The sequence below is a fragment of the Mycobacterium sp. 852014-52450_SCH5900713 genome, assembly GCF_001667075.1.
In the GTDB taxonomy this organism is placed as follows: Bacteria; Actinomycetota; Actinomycetes; order Mycobacteriales; family Mycobacteriaceae; genus Mycobacterium.
Genome location: NZ_LZIL01000031.1, coordinates 1 through 22,575, shown reverse-complemented (window position 1 = coordinate 22,575; position 22,575 = coordinate 1). Strand labels below are relative to the sequence as shown.

Below are 22,575 nucleotides of genomic sequence, written 5' to 3'. Positions count from 1 at the left end.
GGAAGTTCGCTATGGACAACGAGATTCGCCGGCTGGCGATCGTCAACCGCGGTGAACCCGCGGTTCGCGCGCTGACCGCGGTGGCCGAACTCAATCAGGCCGGGGACCAACCGCCCATCCGGACCATCGTGTTCTATACGGACGCCGACGCCGACGCCTGGTATGTGCGCCAGGCCGACGAGGCCGTGCTGCTGGGAACCGCGACCTTCGCCGACCCGGCCGACGGCACCCGCCGGTCGCGCTACCTCGACCAGCCGGCGGTGATGGCGGCGCTGCGCGAGAGTGCGGCCGACGCCGTGTGGGTCGGGTGGGGATTCCTCGCCGAGCACGCGTCTTTCGCGCAGGCGTGCGAGGAGGCCGGCATCGTCTTCGTCGGGCCGGGCAGCGCCACCATCCGGCGGCTCGGGGACAAGGTGGCCGCCAAACGGCTCGCCGAGCAGGTGGACGTCCCGGTGGTGTGCTGGAGCGGCGGGCCGGTCGACGACGTGGCCCACGCCAGCGCACTCGCGACCACGCTCGGCTATCCGCTTCTGGTCAAGGCGGCCGCCGGCGGAGGCGGCCGCGGGATCCGAACGGTTTACAGCCCCGCCGAACTCGCCGCGGCACTGCCCTCGGCGCGGGCCGAGGCGCAGCTGGCGTTCGGTGACCCGACGGTGTTTTTGGAGAAGCTCGTGCCGGCCGCCCGTCACGTCGAAGTACAGGTGATCGCCGACCACTACGGCACCGTGTGGGCGGCAGGGGTCCGCGACTGCACCTTGCAGCGCCGCAGGCAGAAGGTGCTGGAGGAATCGGCGTCAACGGTGCTCGACGCCGAGGGGGAGCGGGCGATCCGCGAAGCGGCGGTACGCCTGGCCGCCGCGGCGGGCTACCGCAACGCCGGCACGGTGGAGTTCCTGGTCGACCCGGGCACCGGGGACTTCCTGTTCATGGAGGTCAACACCCGGCTGCAGGTCGAGCACCCGGTGACGGAGGTGACCACCGGGCTGGACCTGGTGAAACTGCAGCTGCACGTGGCTCGGGGCGGGCGGCTGGTCGGCGCGCCGCCGCAGGTGTTCGGGCATGCGATCGAGGCCCGGGTATGCGCCGAGGATCCCGAGGAGGCGTTCACCCCTGCGCCGGGTCGGTTGACCTGCCTGCGCCTGCCGACCGGCAACGGGATCCGCGTCGACGCGGGCGTGCGTGAAGGGGACCGGATCCCGCCCGACTTCGACTCGATGATCGCCAAGATCGTCGCCTGGGGAAGTGACCGCACCGAGGCCCTCGCCCGGCTGCGTCGTGCACTGCTCGACACCACGATCGTGGTGGAAGGTGGCACCACCAACCGCTCGTTCCTGCTGAGCTTGCTCAATCGACCGGAGGTGCGCGACGGGTGTTTCGACAACCACTGGCTGGACCGGCTGACCGCGGAGGGGGCGCACCTGCCCGCCCCGGACCCGGTCGCCCTGCTGGTCGCCGCCGTGGAGTCGTACGACCTTGAAGAGGCCGCCGAGCGGGCCGCGTTCCACGCCCGCGCCGCCCGCGGCGGTGCCGAAACCTCGGCAGAGGTGGGACACCGATGCCGCCTGCGTTACCGGGGCCAGCGATACATCGTGGACGTTTACCGCACCGGTGCCCGTACCTACCGCGTCACCGGCGCCGGCACCGCGGACGTCACGGTCTCCGACCGCGACGGCTACGAGCGGCGGGTGGTGGTCGGCGGCGTGGCGCACCGGGTGCTGTCGGTGGTGGAAGGTGCCACCCTGCGCGTCGAGATCGACGGCGTCGCGCACACCGTGTCGCGCGACGACGGGGGCCTGGTGCGCAGCCCCGGGCCCGCGTTCGTGGTCTCGGTCCTCGTCGAGCCCGGTGACCAGGTCGTCGAGGGCGACCGGCTCGCCGTGCTGGAGAGCATGAAGATGGAAACCACTCTCACAGCGCCGTTCGCCGGCACCGTCGCCTCGGTCGAAGCCGGCGCGAACGTGCAGGTGGAAGCGGGAGCGCCGGTGGTCCGCATCGCGACGTCCGACGCCCGTCAGCGCGTCGGCGCGGCCGCTGTCGACTTCACCGGCCTGCGCGTCGCGGAGCCACCCGGAACGCCGGCGTGCGAGCGCGTGTACGGCGCGCTGCGCTCCTACCTGCTCGGCTACGACCTGGATCCCACCTCGGTTCAGGCCATGCTGAGCCGGCAGCGCCGGCTGGGCGAGATCGCGACGCCCACCGACACCGACCTGTTGCGTTGCGAGGACAGCTTGCTGGACCTGTTCATCGACGTCGGGTCGCTGTACCGGCCGCGCGGCGAGGTCGAGCCCGAGGAGGCGCTCGTCGACGGCAGTACTCGGGAGTACCTGCTGTCGTTCCTGCAGTGGCTGGACGCGGACCGGGCCGGGCTGCCGGACTCGTATCGGCGCCGGCTGGAGCACGCGCTATCGCGGTACGGGGTGCGTGGGCTGGAACGCACGCCCGAGCTCGAGGAAGCCGTTGTCTGGATGTTCCGCTCATTTCGCCGGGTCGGCGAGCTGGCCGGGGCGGTGACCGCCATCCTCGAGCGCCGACTCCGCCACCGTGCCGAGCTGGCGAAGGTGGCCGACCCCGAGATGCGGTCCCGGCTTGACCGGCTGGCGGCCATGCAGGGTCGCCAGCGCAACGTCGCGGACCTGGCTCGCGATGTGCGGTTCCACTACTTCGACGAGCCGCTGCTGGCGGCGACCGTCACCCACGAGTACTCCCGTGTGCAGCGCGATCTCGATGCGCTGCGGGACGAACCCGACGGCGCCGGCCGGTCCCGCCGGATCGACCGCCTCGTCGCATGCCCGCAGCCGCTGCGTGCCGAGCTGCTGCGGCGATGGCGTTCCAGCCGCGACCCGGGGCTGCACCGGGTGTTGGCGGAGGTGTACATCCGCCGGTTCTACCGGATCCGGCGACTGCGCAACGTGGCCGTCGGTGAACATGACGGATGGATGTTGGGCAGTGCGGACTACAACTTCGAGAGCAAGCACGTTCACCTGGTCACGGCGTACGCGCCCTGGGCAGAACTGCCCGAGCTGTCCGCGGCGATCGCCGGGCAGTTGCGGACCGCCGACCCCGATCGGCAGGTCGTGGTGGATTTGGAGCTGTGGCGGCACGGCGAGGCGGCGGATATCGACACCGTCATCGCGGAAGCCGAAAAGCTGCTCGCCGGATGCCATTTCGGGCGCCTGTTGTGGCGCCTGGATCTGACCGTGACAACCCTCGACGGGGCCGCGCCGGAGCGCTTCCGCACCCACCACGTGACCTACCGGCAGCGGGACGGTCAATTCGTCGAGGACGCGCTTTATCGCAATCTGCATCCGATGTTGGCCAAGCGGCTCGAGTTGTGGCGGCTGGCGAACTTCGAACTGCGGCGGCTGCGCTCGGCCGAAGACGTGTACGTGTTCCACGCGGTGGCCCACGACAATCCCACCGATCACCGGCTTTTCGCGCTCGCAGAAGTGCGTGACCTGACGCCGGTGCGGGCCGCGGGCGGCGCGGTGCGATACCCGCGCCTGGAGCTGATGGGTCTGCTGGCTCTATCGGCGATGCAGGAAGCGCTGACCACGTTCGAGGCGCGCAACCGGCCGGCCACCAACCGGATGGTGCTCTACGTGCGGCCCCCGTGGGAGGTTTCCCGCGCGGCGTGGGACGAACTGGCCGGATCGTTGGCACCGCTGGCGGTCGGCGCCGGGCTGGAGAAGGTGGTGCTGCGTGTGCGCTACCCCGACGGTCGCGATGCCGTGCTCGACCTGGAGGGCTTAGACGGGGGCATGACGATACGCGAACGCCCGCCGGACAAGCAGCCCGTCCGCCCGTTGACGGCGTATCAGCAGAAGCTATTGCGCGCCAATCGCTTTGGTGCTCCCTATCCGTACGAGATCGTGCGGATGCTCACGCCTCCGCCCGGGGCCGTATCCCGGTTTCCCGCCGGGCGGTTCGTCGAGCACGACCTGGACGAGCAGGGCAGCCTGGCACCGGTGTCGCGGCCGTACGGGAACAACAGCGCCAACATCGTCGTCGGCCTGCTCGGCAACGACACCGAGAAAATCCCGGAGGGCATGACCCGGGTGGCGCTGTTCGGCGATCCGACCCGCGGACTGGGCAACCTGGCCGAGCCGGAATGCCGGCGCATCATCGCTGCGCTGGATCTGGCCGAGCGGATGCGGGTGCCGGTCGAGTGGTTCGCGCTGTCTTCCGGGGCGAAGATCGCGATGGACAGCGGCACGGAGAACATGGACTGGATCGCCGCCGTCCTGCGCCGTCTCATCGAGTTCACCCAGTCCGGCGGGGAGGTGAACATCGTTGTCACCGGGGTGAACGTGGGCGCGCAGCCGTACTGGAACGGCGAGTCGACGATGCTGATGCACACGCGGGGCATCCTGGTGATGACGCCGGCCAGCGCGATGGTGCTGACCGGTAAACAGGCACTGGACTTTTCCGGCGGGGTGTCCGCCGAAGACAACTTCGGTATCGGCGGTTTCGACCGCATCATGGGACCCAACGGACAGGGCCAGTATTGGGCTCCCACGCTGGCCGACGCCTGCGACATCCTGCTGCGCCATTACGAGTACACCTACGTGCTGCCCGGCGAGCGGTGGCCGCGCCGGCGCACCACCACCGACCCGGTGGACCGTGACGTGCGATCCGCGCCGCACTCCGGATGCGACATGGCAACGGTTGGCGAAATCTTCTCCGCCGAACACAATCCCGAGCGGAAGAAACCGTTCGACATGCGCTCGGTGATGCGGGCCGCGGCCGACGCCGACTCCGCGCCGCTGGAACGCTGGAGTCATTGGCGCGGCGCGGAGACCGCGATCGTGTGGGACGCCCACATCGGCGGAATCCCGGTGTGCCTGCTCGGAATCGAGTCGCACACCGTGCCCCGGCGCGGATTCGTGCCCGCGGGCGGCCCCACCTCGTGGTCGTCGGGAACGCTGTTTCCCCAGTCGTCCCGCAAGCTCGCCCGCGCGATCAACGCGGCCAGCGGCAACCGCCCGGTCGTCGTGCTGGCTAACCTGTCCGGTTTCGACGGCTCGCCGGAATCCATGCGGCGCTGGCAACTGGAATACGGGGCCGAAATCGGCCGCGCGGTGACGAATTTCCGCGGGCCGATCGTCTTCGTCGTGGTGTCCCGCTACCACGGCGGCGCGTTCGTGGTCTTTTCGACGAAACTCAACGACCGGCTGGAGATCGCCGCCGTCGAGGGCTCATTCGCCTCCGTGATCGGCGGTGCACCGGCGGCCGCGACCGTCTTTGTCCGGGACGTCGAGGCGCGCACCGATTCCGATCCGCGAGTCCGCGAGGCCACCGAAACAGCCCGCGACGCAATGGGTTCCGATGCCGCGAGCGCGCGGGCCCACCTCGCCGAGCTCACGGCGGCGGTCCACGCCGAGAAGCTCAGCGAAGTGGCCGACGAGTTCGATCGCGTGCACACGGTCGAGCGCGCGCTGGCGGTCGGCTCGGTCAACCACATCATCACCGCCCGCGGGCTGCGGCCCTACCTCGTCGACGCGCTAGACCGGGGAATGTCAACCCTGTAGCGGCCGGTCGAGCCAAGAATGCCGCGGTTGGGCCGCCGCCAGCACGCCGGGATCGCCAAGGGCGGCAGGCGGTTCGGCCGCCGCCGCGATCACCTCAGTGGCCACCGTGAGCACGAAACGACCGTCTCGCCGCCACCAGCCCGGAAATACCGTCCCCTCCGCGGCGCGCACCGTCAGCTCGCCCCAGCCGTCACCGCGCGGGGCCGCCAGCGCCACCTCCAGGGAGCGGGTGTCCCGGCGCAGTCCGGTGCGCAACACCTTGAGCGCGCTTTCTTTCGCGGACCAGATCAGGTTCGCCGCCATGTCTCGCTCTTCGCCGGCGGCGCGCGAGGCAACGAGTTCCTGCTCGGTCGCGGTGAGGAAGTCGAGAACGAAGCCCGGTGTGCGTGGCTCCACCAGCTCCAGGTCGCAGCCGACCGGCGACTCCGCGCCCTCGCCCGCCGCCGGGCGCGCCACGCAGACCGCCCAACCCGCGCGGTCGGTGATCGACACCTCCAACTCGAGCGTGGTTCCCTCGACGCACACGTATGGGGCGCCGCTGGGCGCGTTGCGGATCTCGATGCCGGCGAGGGCCGCCGGGTCGGTGGGCCGGCCGCTCACCGCGGCGACGGCGTGCTTGGCGACCAGCCGCCGGAGCAGATATTCGCTGCGCCGCTTGGTAAACCGCAGCGCGGCCAGGCTGGCCGCCTCCGCCGGCGTCAGCCATTGTTCACCGGCGGGCAGGTCGTCCTCGCCCATAGCGAGCCAGCGGACTTCCACCTCATCCCCCGCGGGCAAGCGCGGTCGCCCGATCGGTGGCTTCGCGGATCGGACCGCGCCACAAGTCGCCGTGGCCGGGCGCCAGCGTCTCTGTCTCCAGGAGGGCCAGCGCGGCCAGGCTGCGGACGCAATCGTCCTGGCTGTGGCTGAACACCGCCGGCAGCAGCTGCGGCCCACAGCGACGCAGCAACGGATGGCCGGTGATCAGCGCGTCGCCACTGGCCAGCACACCGTCGACTAGATACGAGCAGTGCCCGCCGGTGTGTCCCGGGGTGGGAATTGCCATCGGGCGGCCCGGCAGACCGGCGGCCACCTCGGCGGTCAGCGGCCGGGTGGACGGGATGCCGTCTCGGATCAGGCCGCCGCTGCGCACCACGTGCAGGCCCCACACCGCCCATCGGGGGCGCCAAATGCGAAGTGCGACGTCGAAAATCGAGACCTGCTCCAGGTACTCGCGCTTCGCGTGCCCTACTTCGTCCGCGTGGCAGTACACCTTCGTGCCGTAGGTGTTGGCGAACCAGATCGCCGAGCCCAGGTGGTCGATGTGTGCGTGTGTCAGCAGGATGGCGCGCACGTCGCCGGCGTCGTAGCCCAGTTCCCGCAGCGAAGCGAGCACGTCGTCGCGGTCCCCGGGATAGCCGGCGTCGATCAGCATCACGCCGGTGTCGTCGGCGACCACCGTCCAGTTCACGGCGTGGCCCTGAGCGAGGTACACCGTGTCGGTGACTTGAACGAGAGTCGGCGCCGGTCCCATGCCCGCGAGTTTAGGAGCGATCGCCACGAGGAGTAGAAATGACCCGTGGCTGAACTGAAACTTGGATACAAAGCGTCCGCCGAACAATTCGCACCTCGTGAGCTCGTCGAACTGGCCGTCGCCGCCGAAGGCCACGGCATGGACAGCGCGACCGTCAGCGACCATTTCCAGCCGTGGCGGCACGAGGGCGGGCACGCGCCGTTCTCGCTGGCCTGGATGACGGCGGTCGGGGAGCGTACCGAACGGATCGTGCTGGGCACGTCGGTGCTCACCCCGACGTTCCGATACAACCCCGCGGTGATCGCGCAGGCGTTCGCCACCATGGCCTGCCTGTACCCGAACCGGATCTTCCTGGGCGTCGGCACCGGAGAGGCGTTGAACGAGATCGCCACCGGCTACGAGGGCGACTGGCCGGAGTTCAAGGAGCGCTTCGCGCGGCTGCGCGAATCGGTGCGGTTGATGCGGGAGTTGTGGCGCGGTGACCGCGTCGACTTCGACGGCGAGTACTACCGCCTCAAGGGCGCCTCGATCTACGACGTGCCGGAGGGTGGCGTGCCCATCTACATCGCCGCCGGCGGCCCGGCGGTGGCCAAATACGCGGGTCGCGCCGGCGACGGCTTCATCTGCACGTCCGGCAAGGGCGAAGAGCTATACAAGGACAAGCTCATCCCCGCCGTCAAGGAAGGCGCCGCCGCCGCGGAACGCAACGTCGACGACGTCGACAAGATGATAGAGATCAAGATCTCCTACGACCCGGATCCCGAGCTGGCGCTGGAGAACACGCGGTTCTGGGCGCCGCTGTCGTTGACCGCCGAGCAGAAACACAGCATCGAAGACCCGATCGAGATGGAGAAGGCGGCCGACGCGCTGCCGATCGAGCAGGTCGCCAAGCGCTGGATCGTGGCGTCGGACCCCGACGAGGCCGTCGAGAAGGTGGCCCAGTACGTGGGATGGGGCCTGAACCACTTGGTGTTCCACGCGCCCGGCCACGACCAGCGTCGCTTCCTGGAGCTGTTCGAGAAGGACCTCGCGCCCAGGCTGCGCAGGCTGGCCTCATAGGGCGGGCATTCAGCGTGCCCGAGGCCTCCCGGCGGCCGGATTCCCAACCCTCCGCGATCTACATCGCGGCGCCCGAGGGGGACACCGGTAAGTCGACGATCGCGCTGGGAATCATGCACCACCTCGCCGCGACCGTGGCCAGGGTCGGGGTGTTCCGGCCGATCACCCGGTTCGGTGAAGACCGCGACTACATCCTCGAGCTGCTGCTGGCGCACAGCACCGCGGGCCTGCCCTACGAGCGGTGCGTGGGCGTGACCTATCAGGAGTTGCACGCCGACCGCGACGCCGCGCTCACCGACATCGTCGACCGGTACCACGCGATGGCCGAAGCGTGCGACGCGGTGGTGATCGTCGGCAGCGACTACACCGACGTCGCTAGCCCCGCCGAGCTTTCCGTCAACGCGCGCATCGCGGTCAATCTCGGCGCACCGGTGCTGCTGGTGGTGCGGGCCAAGGGGCGCACCGCCGAGGACGTCGTGCATGTCGTGCAGGCGTGTCTGGACGAGTTGGCCGCCCAGCACGCCCACACCGCGGCGGTGGTGGCCAACCGCTGCGAGCCGTCGCAGGTGAGCGCCGTCGCGGAGGCGCTGCACGCGGTCATCCCGCAGAGTTACGTGCTGCCGAACGAGCCGCTGCTGCCCGCTCCCGCGGTCTCAGACCTGCAGAAGGCGGTGAACGGAACCCTGGTCAGTGGTGACACCGCGCTGATGGGACGTGAAGTGCTGGGCGTGATGGTCGCGGGTATGACCGCCGATCACGTGCTGGAACGGCTGGCCGACGGGGTGGCTGTCATCACCCCCGGCGACCGCTCGGACGTGGTGCTGGCGGTCGCCAGCGCCCATGCGGCCGAAGGCTTTCCGTCGCTGTCATGCATGGTGCTCAACGGCGGGTTCGAGCTGCATCCGTCGATCAGCGCGCTGGTGGCCGGACTGCGGCTCCGGCTGCCCATCATCACCACCACGCTGGGCACCTACGATACGGCCAGCGCCGCGGCCTCGGCCCGCGGCCGCGTGACGGCCACCTCGCAGCGCAAGATCGACACGGCGCTGGAGCTGATGGACCGCTACGTCGATATCGGGGATATGTTGGCGCAGCTCGCCATTCCGATTCCGACCGTGACCACCCCGCAGATGTTCACCCACCGGCTGCACCTGCTGGCGCGCGCGGATCGCAAGCGGATCGTGCTGCCCGAAGGCGACGACGACCGTATCCTCAAGTCGGCCGGCCGCCTGCTGCAGCGCCAGATCGCCGACTTGACGATCTTGGGCGATGAAGCCGGAATCCGTTTGCGTTCAGCGGAACTCGGCGTGGAACTCGGCGACACGAAGGTGATCGATCCCCGCACCAGCGAATTGCGCTATCAGTTCGCCGACCAGTACGCCGAGTTGCGCAAGGCCAAGGGGATCACGGTCGAGCACGCTCGCGAGATCATGTGCGACGCCACGTATTTCGGCACCATGATGGTGCACAACGGCATGGTCGACGGGATGGTGTCCGGCGCCGCCCACACCACCGCGCACACCGTCCGGCCGGCCTTCGAAATCATCAAGACCATCCCCGACGTCTCCACCGTCTCCAGCGTTTTCTTCATGTGCCTGCCCGACCGGGTGCTGGCTTACGGTGACTGTGCGATCGTCCCCAACCCGACGCCGGAACAGCTGGCCGACATCGCCATCTCTTCGTCGCGTACCGCCGCGCAATTCGGCATCGAGCCGCGGGTGGCCATGCTGTCCTATTCCACCGGCGACTCCGGTGCCGGAGCCGATGTGGACAAGGTAAGGGCAGCAACGGAATTAGTGCGCTCCCGGGCTCCCGACCTGCCCGTCGAGGGTCCGATCCAGTACGACGCCGCGATCGAGCCATCGGTCGCGGCCGCCAAGCTGCGCGACTCGCCGGTGGCCGGCCGCGCCACCGTGCTGATCTTTCCCGACCTCAACACCGGCAACAACACCTACAAGGCGGTGCAGCGCAGCGCGGGGGCGATCGCGATAGGGCCGGTGCTGCAAGGCTTACGCAAGCCGGTGAACGACCTGTCCCGGGGTGCGTTGGTCGAAGACATCGTGAACACGGTTGCCATCACCGCGATTCAGGCGCAGGGTGCCCGTGGTTAACGCCGACCGGACTGTGCTGGTGATCAACTCCGGCTCGTCCTCGCTGAAGTACCAATTGGTCGAACCCGACTCCGGCAAGGCCCGGGCGACGGGCAACGTGGAACGGATCGGGGAGGAGTCGTCCCCGGTGCGCGACCACGACGCGGCGCTGCGGCAAGCGTTCGACGCGCTATCCGAGCAGGGCGTCGACCTACGCGATTGCGATTTGGTGGCGGTGGGCCACCGGGTCGTGCACGGTGGCCAGACGTTCTATAAGCCCACACCGGTGGACGACGCGGTGCTCGCCAAGCTGGACGAACTGTCGGAACTGGCGCCGCTGCACAATCCCCCCGCGGTCAAAGGGATCGAGGTGGCGCGCAAGCTGCTTCCGGACGTTCCGCACATCGCGGTCTTCGACACGGCGTTCTTCCATGACATGCCGCCCGCGGCCGCGACCTATGCGATCGACCGCGGCCTGGCCGAACGCTGGCGGATCCGCCGCTATGGGTTTCACGGCACGTCGCACCGGTATGTCAGCGAGCAGGCCGCCGCCTTCTTGGGCCGGCCCCTGCGCGGCCTGAAACAGATTGTGCTGCATCTGGGTAACGGTTGCTCCGCCTCGGCGATCGCCGGCACCCGGCCCCTCGACACGTCGATGGGCCTGACGCCGCTGGAGGGCCTGGTGATGGGCACCCGCAGCGGTGACATCGACCCCAGCATCGTCAGTTATCTCTGCCACACGGCGAAGATGGGCGTCGACGAGGTCGAATCCATGCTCAACCAGCGGTCGGGGATGCTGGGCCTGTCCGGCGAGCGCGACTTCCGTCGGCTGCGCACCATGATCGAATCGGGCGACGGCGCAGCCCAATTGGCCTACAGCGTGTTCACTCACCGGCTGCGCAAGTACATCGGCGCCTACCTCGCGGTGCTCGGACACACCGATGCCATCACCTTCACCGCCGGCATCGGGGAAAACGACGCGGCGGTGCGCCGCGACGCGCTGGCCGGGCTGGAGGAGTTGGGCATCGTGCTCGACGAGCGCCGCAACCTCGGCGGCGGGAAGGGCCCCCGGCAGATCTCAGCCGAGGCGTCGCCGATCGCCGTGCTGGTGATACCCACCAACGAAGAACTCGCCATCGCCCGCGAGTGCGTTGGCGCACTAAGCGGTTAGGAAGCCGAGGCTCTTGCGTCCGGCGCCGACGGATGGCGTGGGATCGGTCCCGACAGTTCGCGCGAGCAGCTCGTGGTACACGTCGCGAAAGTCGGTGCGGTACTTCAGGTCCCCGTTGTCGAGGTCGGTCAGGCTGGGTTCTTCGCCGTAGAACCCGCCCCGCACGGGAGCGCCCGCGACGAAGACGGGGCCGGCGGTGCCGTGATCGGTGCCTTGCGAGGCGTTGGCGCGCACCCGGCGCCCGAACTCCGAATAGGCCATCACGACGACGTTCGAGCCGGCCACCTGCCGCAGGAAAGAGGTGACCGCCTCGTCGAACGTCCCGAGCAGGCGCTGCTGCGTGTCGCGCTCGGCCGCGTGGGTGTCGAAGCCGCCCAATTGCACCGTGTACACCCGGGTCGGCACACGGGCCCGCACTGCCCCGGCCACCATGCTCAGCTGCGTGGACAGCGAATTGCGCTGGTGTCCATCAGCTTTCACGGACGCGAAGGTCTTGCTGGTGGTGCGTGTGGCGCGGTACGACTTGCACACGGCGGCCATTGCGGGCGTGTCATCAGGGTCGTCGATTCCGAGCGCGCCCAGCAGCGCGTCGAGCCCCTGTCTGCCGGGCGCCGGGGTGGTGGAAAGCGCGGCAGCAGTGAACTTTTCACCGACAGCCAGCGGGGGCAGGACGGGCCCGATGTTGACCGCGCGCAGCGGGTCGTCACCGGTAGCGTCCAGCCAGCGGCCGATCCAGCCCGTCGACACGGGCTCGGCCGGTGACGCCGTCTGCCAGATGTCCATGGACCGGAAGTGGCTGTGGTCGGGCCGCGGATAGCCCACACCCCGCACGATCGCCAGTTGCCGCCGGTCCCACAGCTGGGCCAGGCCCTTCAGCGCGGGGTTGAGTGCCAGCGCATCGTCGAGGTGCAGGACGTCACCCGGGGCGTAGGCCAGCTCCGGCCGGGCATCGTGGTACGCGTTGTCCGCGTAGGGGATCAACGTGTTGATCCCGTCGTTGCCCCCGTAGAGCGTGACCAGGACCAGCACGCCCGCGCCGTCGGGGAGCGGCCGGTCCTGGGCCGCGCGCATCAGGTCGGGCCAACTGACGGCCACCGCCGTCGACAACAGGCCGGCCGCGCCGACGCCGGCGCTGGCGGCCAGGAATCTGCGGCGGTTCATCTCGGGCATCGTCGGATCTCGCTAGGAAGTCAGGTATTCGGGTGTGTTGACGGCGGCCGCCACCAATTGCGGTGGGGTGCGCACCAGGGGCCGCAGCGCGCCGGCGGTGCGATCGGACCAGTCTCCGACACCGATCAAGTAGCCGACCGCGTCGATGCGGTCACGGGGGGCGGCGCTTTCGATGCCGGACAGGTCGCCGGCGTGCGCGAGCCGGCCAGCGGCCCGCAGCCGGGCCTCGGCGCTGGCGGTGGACAGCCATACTTGGCCCTGTGGCCAGCCGCCGACGCTCGGCGGATAGAACGGCCGCTGCCCGAGCGCCCGCAATGTCGCGTCGGCGGTCTTGCGGATGGCCGGGTCGATGGGCACCCGCAGCGCGCGCATCACGCCGACGAGCCATTCGACCGGGCTGTTGACGACGGTTCCGCGGCCGCCGATGAATTCGTCGTCGGTGAGAATTGCCCGGGTCAGCGCTCGCAGGTCCCGGCCGGGGCCGTAGGCGGAGACCAGCCTGTCCAGCGCGCGGCGTGACGGCGGGTCGTCGGAGGCCAATTGCCGCCACAGCCGTCCCGCGACGTACTCCACCGATTTCGGCTGCGCCAGCACGGTGTCGCAGAATCCGGCGGCGTCGAAGTTGCTTGTCTGCCCGAACAACGTCTTGGCCGTGCCGTCGTGGCGTCTGGATGCCATCGAGGTGCGGCCGTCGGCATCGATCACCCACCCCGTCAGCGCGCGGGCGCCGTTGCGCACGTCGTCCTCCGTGTAGCCGTTGCCGTGGCCCAGGGCGAACAGCTCCATGAACTCCCGCGCAAGGTTCTCATTGGGGGCCTTCGCGGTGCTGCTCTGCCCGTCCAGCCAGCGCAACATCGCGGCGTCGGTGAGCATCGCGTAAGCCAGGGTCCGGAAGTCGCCCAGCGACAGGGTGCGCAGCTTCTGGTTCTGCGCGGCCATGTACGGGGCGACTCGAACCTTCTGCGCCGAGGTGGCAAAGTGGTTGTGCCACAGCAGGGTCAGCTTTTCGTGAAACGGCTGCCGCACGCTGACCATGCGGCGCAGCCACCAGTCGGACAGCGCGGCCTGCTGTTCGGACAGCTGCTGGTTGTACTTCTTGCGGGCCGCCGGCGCGGCGCCCTTCCCGGGCGGCGCGGGCGGCTGCAAAGCGGGCATCGGGGTGGCGACCGCACCCTGGTCCGCGTCGGGATTCGCGGCCAGCACGGCGTCGACGTAGCCCGGCCAGTCTGTGGTGAGCGCGGCGTCTACCTCGGGTCCGGTCGTCCCGAACCCGGCCCGCCGCAGCCCGCGGGCCGCGGTGATCCATGCGGTGGACTGCCCTGGCATGAGTCAACTTTGCGGTATGTACCTATGTTTTCCCTGTGTAGGGCTGCACACGACGTGAAGGGGAGAGCCGCCGATCTAGAACGTGCTCGTGGGCCGGACTTTGTTCGCCATGTCCACCAGCGCGTAGCGGTGGCGCTGGGTGGGCGCAACCCGGGCCAGGTTACGCAGCGCGGCCTCGACGCCCAGCCGCAGCCCGTGCTCGGTGAACGGGAAGCCGAGGATGTGGTTGGTGCTGGCCTTATTGTCCTCCAGCCAGTCCATCGCGCAGCCCAGCACCAACGCGCGGATCTGCAGCACGCGCGGTTCCGTTGGCGGCAGCGCCTCCACGCGCCGGGCGGCGTCGCGGATGTCCTCCTCGCTGATCTCGCTCTTCGTCCGCCCGGACAGCAGGGTGACCGCGCTGGTGAGGCGCGCGGTGGTGAAATGCCTTGAGGTGGGCGGCACCTCGTCCAGGGTGCGCACCGCGGCGGCTCGATCACCCTCGGTGGAAAGCCATCGGGCCAACCCGAAAGCCGCCGAGATCACCCCGTCGTTGGTCTTCCACACCGTCTGGTAGTACTTCTGCACGTCGACGTCGCCCGCCAGTTCGGCCGTCGCGGCCAACGCCAGCTTGGGCGCCAGCTCGCCGGGGAAGGTGTCCAGCACCTCGGTGAAATGCCTTGTGGCGGAGTCATAGTCACCGGTTAGGAGCTCGGCGACGGCCTTGTACCAGACCAATCGCCATTGCCAGCCCACCCGCTCGGCGAGGTCGTCCAGCTTCCTGGTGGCCTTGGCCACGTCGCCCAGGTCCAGCAGCGCGCGGACTTCCATCAGCGGCAATTCGGTCGATTCGGAGACCTCGACGCCGTCGGCGTCCAGCGTTCCGTGCCGCGCCGCGCGCAACGAGTCCAGGGTCTGCACCGGCTGGGAGAGCACCGTCGCCTGCAGGACAGGAGCGGCGACGTCGGCCGGATCGACCAGCGGCACCTGCAGCGCGGTCACGATCTCGCGGGCCGTCAGCCGCTCCGAATGGACCTGGCCGTCCAGGTAGACGTCGGTGTGCGCGACGAGCAGGTCCACCCCGAACGTCGAGCGGCTCGGGGAAAAGACCGTCGACAGGCCGGGCCGCGGTATCCCGGTGTCCTGGGCGACCACCTCGCGCAGCACGCCCATCAGCTGGGCGGACATCTCCTCGGTGCTGCCGAACCGGCGCCGCGGGTCGGGATCGGTGGCCCGGCGCAGCAATCGGCGGAACGAGTCGTAGGTGGTGAGCACGGGGTCGTCCTCGGGCAGGCCGTCGACGTAGCGGCCGTTGCGGGTCGGCAGGTTCACCGTCAGCGCGGCGAGGGTGCGCCCCACCGTGTAGATGTCGGTCGCGATCGTCGGGCCGGTCCGCACGATCTCGGGCGCCTGGAAGCCCGGCGTGCCGTAGAGGTAGCCGAACGAATTGACCCGCGACACCGCGCCCAGGTCGATCAGCTTGAGTTGCTCCTCGGTGAGCATGATGTTCTCCGGCTTGAGGTCGTTGTAGACCAAGCCGATGGAGTGCAGATAGGTCAGCGCCGGCAGGATCTCCAGCAGGTAGGCGATGGCCTCGGCGACGGGGAGCTTCTTGTCCTTGCTGTGCTTGAGCGGCTGCCCGCCGATGTACTCCATGACGATGTAGCCGACCGGATTGCCGCTGCGGTCTTTGTGCTCGACGAAGTTGAAGATCTGCACGATCTGCGGGTGCACCACCTCGGCGAGGAACTGCCGTTCGGCCATCGCGATCGCCTGCGCCTCGGCGTCACCCGAGTGCACCAGGCCCTTGAGGACCACCGGGCGGTCGTTGACGTTGTGGTCGACCGCGAGATACACCCACCCCAGGCCGCCGTGCGCGATGCAACCCTTCACCTCGTACTGGTGGGCGACGATGTCTCCCGGATTTAGTTGTGGCAGAAACGAATACGCACTGCCGCAGGCGGGGCACCAGCCTTCCGACGTCCCCTTGCTCTTTTTGCCGGAGCGGCCGACGGGCTTTCCACAGTTCCAGCAGAACCGCTTGGCCTCCGGCACCACCGGGCTGGTCATCAGGGCCTCGAGCGGGTCGATGTCGCGAACCCGGGGGATCTCGACCAGTCCGCCGCCGAGGTGTCTGACCGGCGGCAGCACCCGAGTCCCGATCGTCAGCCGGTCGTGCGCGTCACTGTCCAGGGTGCCCAGCGAGATGTGCGGAAAGTCATCGTCATCGTCATCGAAATCGGGACGGAACAACGCCTGGGTGGCCTGGATGCGCCCCGTCGTCGGGCCGCCGCCCTGCGTGTCCGGCGGTTGGGTGCCCGGGCTCACGTCATCGGACCCGGATTCCGGCTGTTCGGTGTTCTCTGACTCGGTCATCAGTCCAAGTACCTCGGCGTGGGTGGGGCGGGTGCCGGCCCCAGCACGGTTAACCACTTGCGGTACAACGTGTTCCACGTGCCGTCCCGGCGGATCCGCTCCAGCGTGCCGTTGACGAACCGCACCAGTGGGATGTTGGTGAGGTTGACCCCGATGCCGTAGGGCTGGGTCGCCATGTTCGGGCCGACGATGTGCAGGTAGGGGTCCTCTTCGACCAGCCCGGCCAGGATCGAGTCGTCGGTGCTGACGGCGTCGATCTCGCGCTGCTGCATCGCCACCAGGCAGTCGGCCCAGTTGACCACCGACACGACGATCGGGGGCGGGTCGATCTGGCGGATCCGGTGCAGCGAGGTCGTGCCCTTGGCCACGCAGACCCGTTTGCCGGACAGGTCGCCCACCTTGGTGATGGGGGAATCGCGCGGGGCCAGGATGCGCTGGTTGGCGTCGAGGTAGACGGTCGAGAAGTTCACCTGCTTGCGCCGGTCGCAGGTGATCGTCATGGTTTTGACCACCACGTCGACCTCGGAGTTCTGCAGCGCGGTGACGCGTTCGTCGGACGACAGGATGCGGTATTCGACGTGCGACGGGGCGCCGAAGATGTCGCGCGCGATCTCACCGGCGATGTCGACGTCGAAACCGGTGATCTCGCCCGTGATCGGGTCGCGGAAGCTGAACAGGTTGCTGCCGATGTCGAGCCCGACGATCAGCCGGCCGCGGGCCCGGATGTCGGCGACCGCGGCGTCGGCCTGGGCCTTGGTGGGGAAGGGCCGCAGGCTCGCCATCAGGTCGCAGCCCTGGGCCGGATCGTCCGCCGGCAGCGGCGGCTCCGGCGGCAGTTGTTGCATGCCGACCGGGGTGGGCGGCGGCAGCGTCGGCACGTTGGCCACCGTCAGCGATTCGGTGTGCCCGCATCCGGCCAGCACGACCGCCGTCGCGAGGACGGCGCCCGCCCGGGCCAGCCGCGTCCTCATCGGTACTCTCTCAGCCGCGGCCACAGGCCGAGCGCCACCGCGATGGCGGCCCCGAGGCTGAGCACCACGCCGCCGACCTGGGCGCCGGACAGCCCGCTGCGCGCGTTGAGGACGTCGTTGCGCAGGTGGGTGCGGCTCTGGTCGATGGCCTTCACCAGCTGGTCCTCGAGCTTGTCGAACGCCGGGGTGGAGTCGTCCTCGCTGCTGCCCAGGGCCACCTGGGTGGCCGCCCGGTAGTTGCCCACCGAGATATAGGAGCTGATCCGGTCGTTCGCCTGCCGCCAGCGCAACAGCAGCTGGTTGGCGCCTTCCAGGTCGGGTTTGTCGACGGCGTCGCTGCGGGCCATGTACTGGTCGAGCTGTTGGTGCATGGAGTCGATCCGCTGATAGAACGACTGCTTGCGCTTCTCCTCGTCCCCGCGGCGGATCAGCGATAGCGTCTCGTCGGCCCGTGCCTGCTGGGCGGTGATCGCGACGTTGGTCACGATCCGCAGCGAGTCGGCGGCCGTGTTCTTGGCGCTACGGCTGGCGGCCGTGGAGATGGTCAGCGCTGTTCCGACCCATACCACCATGACGAGGATAGCGAGGCCGCCCACGACCAGGCCGGGGTTGATTCGGCGCCGGGTGCGCCTGGCCAGCCATCGGTGAGCGAAGGCGCCGAAGACCGCGGTGGCGCTGACCACCAGGATGACCGGCGCCGGGATCTGAGTGGAAGCGGTGGTTTCCGCGTCCACCCGTTCGGACGTGGCCTGATACAGCTGGGCCGCGTCCGGCAGGATCGTCGACTGCATCAGGCCCGAGGCCTCCGACAGATACGACGACCCGACGGGGTTGCCCTCGCGATTGTTGGTGCGCGCGATTTCGATCAGGCCGGTGTAGACGGCCAGTTCGGCGTTGATCCGGCCCAGCAGCTGCACCAGCGGTTCGTCGGTGAGCCCGCTCGACGCGCGAGTCACCGCGACCGACGCGTCGGTGATGGCCTGCTCGTAGCGCTGCCGGACCGGCGGCGGCTCGGCTTCGGCGATGAAGGCGGTGGCCGCCGCAGCGTCGGCCACCGACAGGGTGGTGTACAGCCGCCCGGCGGCGAACGACAGCGGCTCGGTGTGGTTGAGCACCGTGGTCAGCACCTGCTGCCGGTGGTTGATGGTGGTCGAGGTGGCGAACGCGCAGATACCGCCGAGCACCGCCAGGACGATCCCGATGCTCAGGATGCGGCCGGGCGTGGTGGAGATGAACCACCAGCGCGGATGGGCTGGTTCGGCCGGCGACCGCGATCCCTGCGGCTCTGTCGACGGGTGCGCCAGCTCGACCGTCACGTGTTATCAGCCCTCAACTTTCGCGGCCACTGGAACGCTGCACCAACCTCTATAAGCGAATTCTAAGAGAATCTTGCGGCGGATGGGTGGAGGCAGACCAATTGACCAGGCGATCACGTGCATATCCTGAACTCGTGCAGGGCGACGGTGACGGTTGGGTGGTCTCCCACAGCGGCGCCCATTACTGGGGCCGCTTCGGCGCGGCCGGTCTGCTGCTGCGGGCCCCGCGGCCGGACGGGACCCCCGCCGTGCTGCTGCAGCATCGCGCGGTGTGGAGCCATCAGGGCGGAACCTGGGGCCTGCCGGGCGGTGCCCGCGACAGCCACGAGACCCCGGAGGAGACCGCGGTCCGCGAGGCGCACGAGGAGGCCGGCCTGCACGGCGAGCTCCTGACCGTGCGGTCGACGGTGGTCACGGCCGAGGTCGGCGGGCTCGGCGGCGCGCGTTGGACCTACACCACCGTGATCGCCGACGCGACCGAGTTGCTGCACACCGTGCCCAACGGTGAAAGCGCCGAGATGCGCTGGGTCGCCGAGGACGAGGTGGCCGAGCTGCCGCTGCATCCGGGCTTCGCCGCGAGTTGGCACCGGCTGCGCACGGCCACGGCCCTGGTGCCCCTGGGCCACGCCGACGAACGACGGCGGCACCTGCCCCGCACCATCGAGGTCGAGGACGGCGTCTTCGTCTGGTGCATGCCGGGGGACGCCGACGAGGAGCCGTCGCACCTCAGTCGGCGGATCAGCTCGCTGCTGCAAGCGCCGAACTGAGCCGCTGCGCCGCGGCCCGCGGGTCGGCGGCCGCCGTGATCGCGCGCACCACCACGATCCGACGGGCGCCGGCGCCGAGCACCTCGGGCAGTCGCCGCTCGTCGATGCCTCCGATCGCGAACCACGGCTTCTCGCCGCCGACATCGGCGGCCGCCCGCACCAGCCCCAGGCCCGGCGCCTCGCGGCCCGGTTTGGTCGGGGTGGGCCAGCACGGGCCGACGCAGAAATAGTCCGCCGCGCCCTCGGCGGCCGCGGCGGCCTGGCCGGAGTCATGGCTGGACAGCCCGAGCAGCATGTCGGGCCCGATGATTTCCCGGGCGGTCTCCAGCGGCAGGTCGCCCTGCCCCAGGTGCAGCACGTCGGCGCCCGCCGCGCGGGCGATGTCCGCCCGGTCGTTGACCGCGAACAGGGCGCCGTGCTGGCGGGCCGCCTCGGCCAGGATCTCGCACGCCGCCAGCTCGTCGCGCGCCTCGAGGGCCCCGAACCGCTGCTCACCGGGCGACCCCTTGTCGCGCAGCTGGATGATGTCGACCCCGCCGGCCAGCGCGGCGTCGGCGAACTCGGCCAAATCGCCGCGCTCCCGGCGCGCGTCGGTGCACAGATATAACCGCGCGGATGCCAGGCGGATAACTCGCTGATGCACACCGCGACGCTAGCGCGCTAGCGTGGGAGCCGAAGAACATACAGACACGGGAGTCCCGGGAACGGGGTCTGAGAGTGGGCGCGCCTGCCCTTACCGTCACACCTGATCCGGGTCATGCCGGCGAAGGGAGGCCCCAGGATGGACAGGATGCCATCAGACCCCGGGTCGCTGGCAGTCATCGGCGGCGGCGTCATCGGGCTGGCGGTCGCGCGCCGCGCCGCCCAGGCCGGCTGGTCGGTCCGGGTGCACCGCACTTCCGACAAGGGCGCGTCGTGGGTCGCCGGCGGCATGCTGGCCCCGCACAGCGAGGGCTGGCCCGGTGAGGAGCGGCTGCTGCAGCTGGGGCTGGAGTCGCTGCGGCTCTGGCGCGAGGGCGGTTTCCTGGACGGGCTCCCGGCGCAGGTGGTCACCGCCCGCGAGTCGCTGGTGGTCGCCGTCGACCGGGCAGACGTCGCCGACCTGCGCACCGTCGCCGACTGGCTGTCCGCGCAGGGGCATCCGGTGGTCTGGGAGTCGGCCGCCCGGGATCTGGAACCACTGCTGGCGCAAGGCATCCGGCACGGCTTTCGGGCCCCCACCGAGCTGGCGGTGGACAACCGCGCGGTGCTGGACGCCCTATCCGCGGAATGCGAGCGCCTGGGGGTGCGGTGGGCGCCGCCGGCGCACGACCTAACGGTCGACGGCGACGCGGTCGTGATCGCCAACGGCATCGACGCCCCCGCGTTGTGGCCCGGCCTGCCGGTGCGCCCGGTCAAGGGCGAGGTGTTGCGCCTGCGCTGGCGACGGGGGTGTATGCCCGTGCCGCAGCGCGTCATTCGGGCCCGCGTGCACGGGCGGCAGGTGTACCTGGTTCCACGTGCGGACGGGGTGGTCGTCGGCGCCACCCAGTACGAACACGGGCGCGACACCGCCCCGGTGGTCTCCGGAGTGCGGGACCTGCTCGACGACGCTTGTGCGGTGTTGCCCGCGCTCGGCGAATACGAGCTGGCCGAGTGCGCCGCCGGGCTGCGCCCGATGACACCGGACAACCTGCCCCTGGTGCAACGCCTGGACGAGCGAACCCTGGTGGCCGGCGGCCACGGCCGATCCGGATTCCTGCTTGCGCCGTGGACCGCGGAACAGATCGTCTCTCAACTGGCCCCGGTCGGAGCCCCGTCATGATCGTGGTGGTCAATGAGCAGCAGGTCGACGTCGACGAGCAGACCACGGTGGCCGCGCTGCTGCAGTCGCTGGGCTACCCGGACCGGGGCGTCGCGGTGGCGATGGGCGACGCCGTGCTACCGCGATCCAACTGGACGACAACGCTTTTCGACGGCGCGCGGCTCGAGGTGGTGACGGCGGTGCAAGGTGGCTGAAGCAAAGCTCACGATCGGCGATCGCAGCTTCGCCTCGCGGCTCATCATGGGGACCGGGGGAGCGACCAGCCTGGCCGCGCTGGAGGAGGCGCTGGTCGCGTCGGGCACCGAGTTGACCACCGTCGCGATGCGGCGGGTCGACGCGGAGGGCGGGACGGGGCTGCTGGACCTGCTCAACCGGCTCGGCATCACGCCGCTGCCCAATACCGCGGGCTGCCGCGGCGCGGCCGAGGCGGTGCTCACCGCGCAGCTGGCCCGCGAAGCGCTGAACACCAACTGGGTCAAGCTGGAGGTGATCGCCGACGAACGCACCCTGCTGCCCGACGCGGTCGAACTGGTCCGCGCCGCAGAGCAATTGGTCGACGACGGGTTCGTCGTACTGCCCTACACCAATGACGACCCGGTGTTGGCGCGTCGGCTCGAAGACGCCGGATGCGCGGCGGTGATGCCGCTGGGTTCGCCGATCGGCACCGGGCTTGGCATCACCAACCCGCACAACATCGAGATGATCGTCGCCCGGGCCGGCGTTCCGGTGGTGCTCGACGCCGGCATCGGCACCGCCAGCGACGCCGCGCTGGCGATGGAGTTGGGTTGCGATGCCGTGCTTTTGGCCACCGCGGTGACCCGCGCCGCCGATCCGGCGACGATGGCGGCCGCGATGGCCGCCGCCGTCACCGCCGGCTATCTGGCCCGGCGGGCGGGCCGAATTCCCAAGCGCTTCTGGGCCCAGGCGTCCAGCCCCGAACGATGAAACGCTATGTCGCGCTGGGCAGTTCGATGGCCGCCGGCCCCGGCATCGGGCCCCGTGCCGCGGATGCCCCCTGGGGCTCCGGCCGCTCGGCGCGCAACTATGCGCACCTGGTCGCGCAGCGATGCGACCTCGATCTGGTAGACGTCACCTTTTCCGGCGCGACCACCGCCCACGTGCTTGCCGACCACCAGCGCGGCGCGCCGCCCCAGATCACCGCGCTGAACGGCTCGGAAGGCCTGGTGACCATCACGATCGGCGGCAACGACGTCGGCTACATCCCGCTGCTGATGGCCGCCTCCTTGCCGCGAGCCGTCCGGCGCCTGCCGTTGCTCGGTCGGCGCCTTTCCCTGCTGCTGGACCGGGACGCGCGGAATCAGGCCCTGGACGCGGTGTTCGAGTCGTTGTGCGCGGTCGGTCTCGCGGGGGGGGGGGGGGGCCCCCCGGCCCCCCCGCCCGTGGGCACCAGAAACAACACGCAAAGAAACGCCCGCCCGAACCCCCCCCCCCCCACCCCCCCCCCCGCCCCCCCCCCCCCCCCCCCCAGACCGCAGTGCAAGTTG

17 protein-coding genes and 1 riboswitch are annotated in these 22,575 nt (G+C 70.0%); of the genes, 9 read left to right on the top strand and 8 right to left on the bottom strand.

The features are described from left to right. The first annotated feature begins 11 nt into the window (after positions 1-11). Complete coding sequence (locus tag A5773_RS06740) at positions 12-5,528, top strand: biotin carboxylase N-terminal domain-containing protein (RefSeq protein ID WP_067263786.1); 5,517 nt, start codon at positions 12-14, stop codon at positions 5,526-5,528. Here A5773_RS06740 and A5773_RS06735 read toward each other — a convergent pair. Continuing rightward, entirely contained in the window at positions 5,517-6,266 is a 750-nt protein-coding gene (locus A5773_RS06735; RefSeq protein WP_156659577.1) for a 4'-phosphopantetheinyl transferase superfamily protein, read from the bottom strand. The two genes, A5773_RS06740 and A5773_RS06735, sit on opposite strands and share 12 nt — an antisense overlap. Positions 6,267-6,288: 22 nt before the next feature. Next, positions 6,289-7,041, bottom strand: coding sequence for an MBL fold metallo-hydrolase (locus A5773_RS06730; protein ID WP_067263783.1), 753 nt, complete (start codon positions 7,039-7,041; stop codon positions 6,289-6,291). Positions 7,042-7,086: 45 nt separating this feature from the next. Here A5773_RS06730 and fgd point away from each other — a divergent pair, with 45 nt between their 5' ends. From fgd to A5773_RS06715, 3 genes are read left to right on the top strand one after another with little or no spacing between them, the layout of a single operon-like run. After that, positions 7,087-8,100, top strand: coding sequence for a glucose-6-phosphate dehydrogenase (coenzyme-F420) (fgd, locus tag A5773_RS06725; protein WP_067263780.1), 1,014 nt, complete (start codon positions 7,087-7,089; stop codon positions 8,098-8,100). A 14-nt stretch (positions 8,101-8,114) separates the two neighbouring features. Then, entirely contained in the window at positions 8,115-10,211 is a 2,097-nt protein-coding gene (gene pta / locus A5773_RS06720) for a phosphate acetyltransferase (protein ID WP_066954559.1), read from the top strand. After that, positions 10,204-11,361 carry an acetate kinase gene (locus A5773_RS06715; protein WP_156659575.1) on the top strand — a complete coding sequence of 386 codons (1,158 nt, stop codon included), beginning with the start codon at positions 10,204-10,206 and terminating at the stop codon, positions 11,359-11,361. The genes pta and A5773_RS06715 overlap by 8 nt, the downstream gene beginning before the upstream one ends. Here A5773_RS06715 and A5773_RS06710 read toward each other — a convergent pair. From A5773_RS06710 to glnX, 5 genes are all read right to left on the bottom strand, one after another. After that, the gene (locus tag A5773_RS06710) at positions 11,350-12,531 is read right to left on the bottom strand and encodes a DUF1501 domain-containing protein (RefSeq protein ID WP_067790216.1); all 1,182 of its coding nucleotides are present in this window, start codon (positions 12,529-12,531) and stop codon (positions 11,350-11,352) included. The two genes, A5773_RS06715 and A5773_RS06710, sit on opposite strands and share 12 nt — an antisense overlap. Before the next feature lie 12 nt (positions 12,532-12,543). Further along, positions 12,544-13,857: a DUF1800 domain-containing protein gene (locus A5773_RS06705; protein ID WP_067790214.1), complete on the bottom strand. Its 1,314-nt coding sequence runs from the start codon at positions 13,855-13,857 to the stop codon at positions 12,544-12,546. 75 nt (positions 13,858-13,932) lie between these two features. Beyond that, the gene (locus A5773_RS06700) at positions 13,933-16,212 is read right to left on the bottom strand and encodes a serine/threonine-protein kinase PknG (RefSeq protein ID WP_067790211.1); all 2,280 of its coding nucleotides are present in this window, start codon (positions 16,210-16,212) and stop codon (positions 13,933-13,935) included. After that, positions 16,212-17,183, bottom strand: a complete 972-nt coding sequence (locus tag A5773_RS06695) for a glutamate ABC transporter substrate-binding protein (RefSeq protein WP_067790208.1) — start codon at positions 17,181-17,183, stop codon at positions 16,212-16,214. Before A5773_RS06695 ends, A5773_RS06700 begins: the two co-directional genes overlap by 1 nt. Beyond that, positions 17,180-18,499, bottom strand: coding sequence for a protein kinase G-activating protein GlnX (gene glnX / locus A5773_RS06690; RefSeq protein WP_066954545.1), 1,320 nt, complete (start codon positions 18,497-18,499; stop codon positions 17,180-17,182). The genes A5773_RS06695 and glnX overlap by 4 nt, the downstream gene beginning before the upstream one ends. A gap of 134 nt (positions 18,500-18,633) precedes the next feature. Between glnX and A5773_RS06685 the strand changes: the two genes are divergently transcribed. Further along, positions 18,634-19,266, top strand: a complete 633-nt coding sequence (locus A5773_RS06685; RefSeq protein ID WP_067790205.1) for an NUDIX hydrolase — start codon at positions 18,634-18,636, stop codon at positions 19,264-19,266. Here A5773_RS06685 and thiE read toward each other — a convergent pair. Continuing rightward, positions 19,238-19,909 (bottom strand): thiamine phosphate synthase, encoded by a 672-nt coding sequence (gene thiE, locus A5773_RS06680; RefSeq protein ID WP_067790202.1) that lies wholly within the window; start codon positions 19,907-19,909, stop codon positions 19,238-19,240. The genes A5773_RS06685 and thiE overlap by 29 nt on opposite strands. Positions 19,910-19,945: 36 nt before the next feature. Then, positions 19,946-20,055, top strand: a riboswitch (TPP riboswitch). A 1-nt stretch (position 20,056) separates the two neighbouring features. Between thiE and thiO the strand changes: the two genes are divergently transcribed. The 4 genes from thiO to A5773_RS06660 form a co-directional block, all read left to right on the top strand. After that, positions 20,057-21,070, top strand: coding sequence for a glycine oxidase ThiO (thiO, locus tag A5773_RS06675; RefSeq protein ID WP_066954728.1), 1,014 nt, complete (start codon positions 20,057-20,059; stop codon positions 21,068-21,070). Further along, positions 21,067-21,264, top strand: coding sequence for a sulfur carrier protein ThiS (gene thiS, locus A5773_RS06670; protein WP_066954536.1), 198 nt, complete (start codon positions 21,067-21,069; stop codon positions 21,262-21,264). The genes thiO and thiS overlap by 4 nt, the downstream gene beginning before the upstream one ends. Continuing rightward, on the top strand, positions 21,257-22,015 hold the full coding sequence (locus A5773_RS06665; protein ID WP_067263770.1) for a thiazole synthase: 759 nt from the start codon (positions 21,257-21,259) through the stop codon (positions 22,013-22,015). The genes thiS and A5773_RS06665 overlap by 8 nt, the downstream gene beginning before the upstream one ends. After that, positions 22,012-22,575, top strand: a 564-nt coding sequence (locus A5773_RS06660; protein ID WP_232001808.1) for a GDSL-type esterase/lipase family protein, incomplete at its 3' end; no start/stop codon positions are given. The genes A5773_RS06665 and A5773_RS06660, both read left to right, overlap by 4 nt.

What these genes read in the sequence shown, in the direction of transcription:
- A5773_RS06740 (WP_067263786.1), top strand. Translation starts at nt 12, where the DNA reads ATGGACAACGAGATTCGCCGGCTGGCGATCGTCAACCGCGGTGAACCC.
- A5773_RS06710 (WP_067790216.1), bottom strand. Translation starts at nt 12,531, where the DNA reads ATGCCCGAGATGAACCGCCGCAGATTCCTGGCCGCCAGCGCCGGCGTC.
- A5773_RS06700 (WP_067790211.1), bottom strand. Translation starts at nt 16,212, where the DNA reads ATGACCGAGTCAGAGAACACCGAACAGCCGGAATCCGGGTCCGATGAC.
- A5773_RS06695 (WP_067790208.1), bottom strand. Translation starts at nt 17,183, where the DNA reads ATGAGGACGCGGCTGGCCCGGGCGGGCGCCGTCCTCGCGACGGCGGTC.
- thiS (WP_066954536.1), top strand. Translation starts at nt 21,067, where the DNA reads ATGATCGTGGTGGTCAATGAGCAGCAGGTCGACGTCGACGAGCAGACC.
- A5773_RS06735 (WP_156659577.1), bottom strand. Translation starts at nt 6,266, where the DNA reads ATGGGCGAGGACGACCTGCCCGCCGGTGAACAATGGCTGACGCCGGCG.
- thiO (WP_066954728.1), top strand. Translation starts at nt 20,057, where the DNA reads ATGCCATCAGACCCCGGGTCGCTGGCAGTCATCGGCGGCGGCGTCATC.
- A5773_RS06730 (WP_067263783.1), bottom strand. Translation starts at nt 7,041, where the DNA reads ATGGGACCGGCGCCGACTCTCGTTCAAGTCACCGACACGGTGTACCTC.
- A5773_RS06705 (WP_067790214.1), bottom strand. Translation starts at nt 13,857, where the DNA reads ATGCCAGGGCAGTCCACCGCATGGATCACCGCGGCCCGCGGGCTGCGG.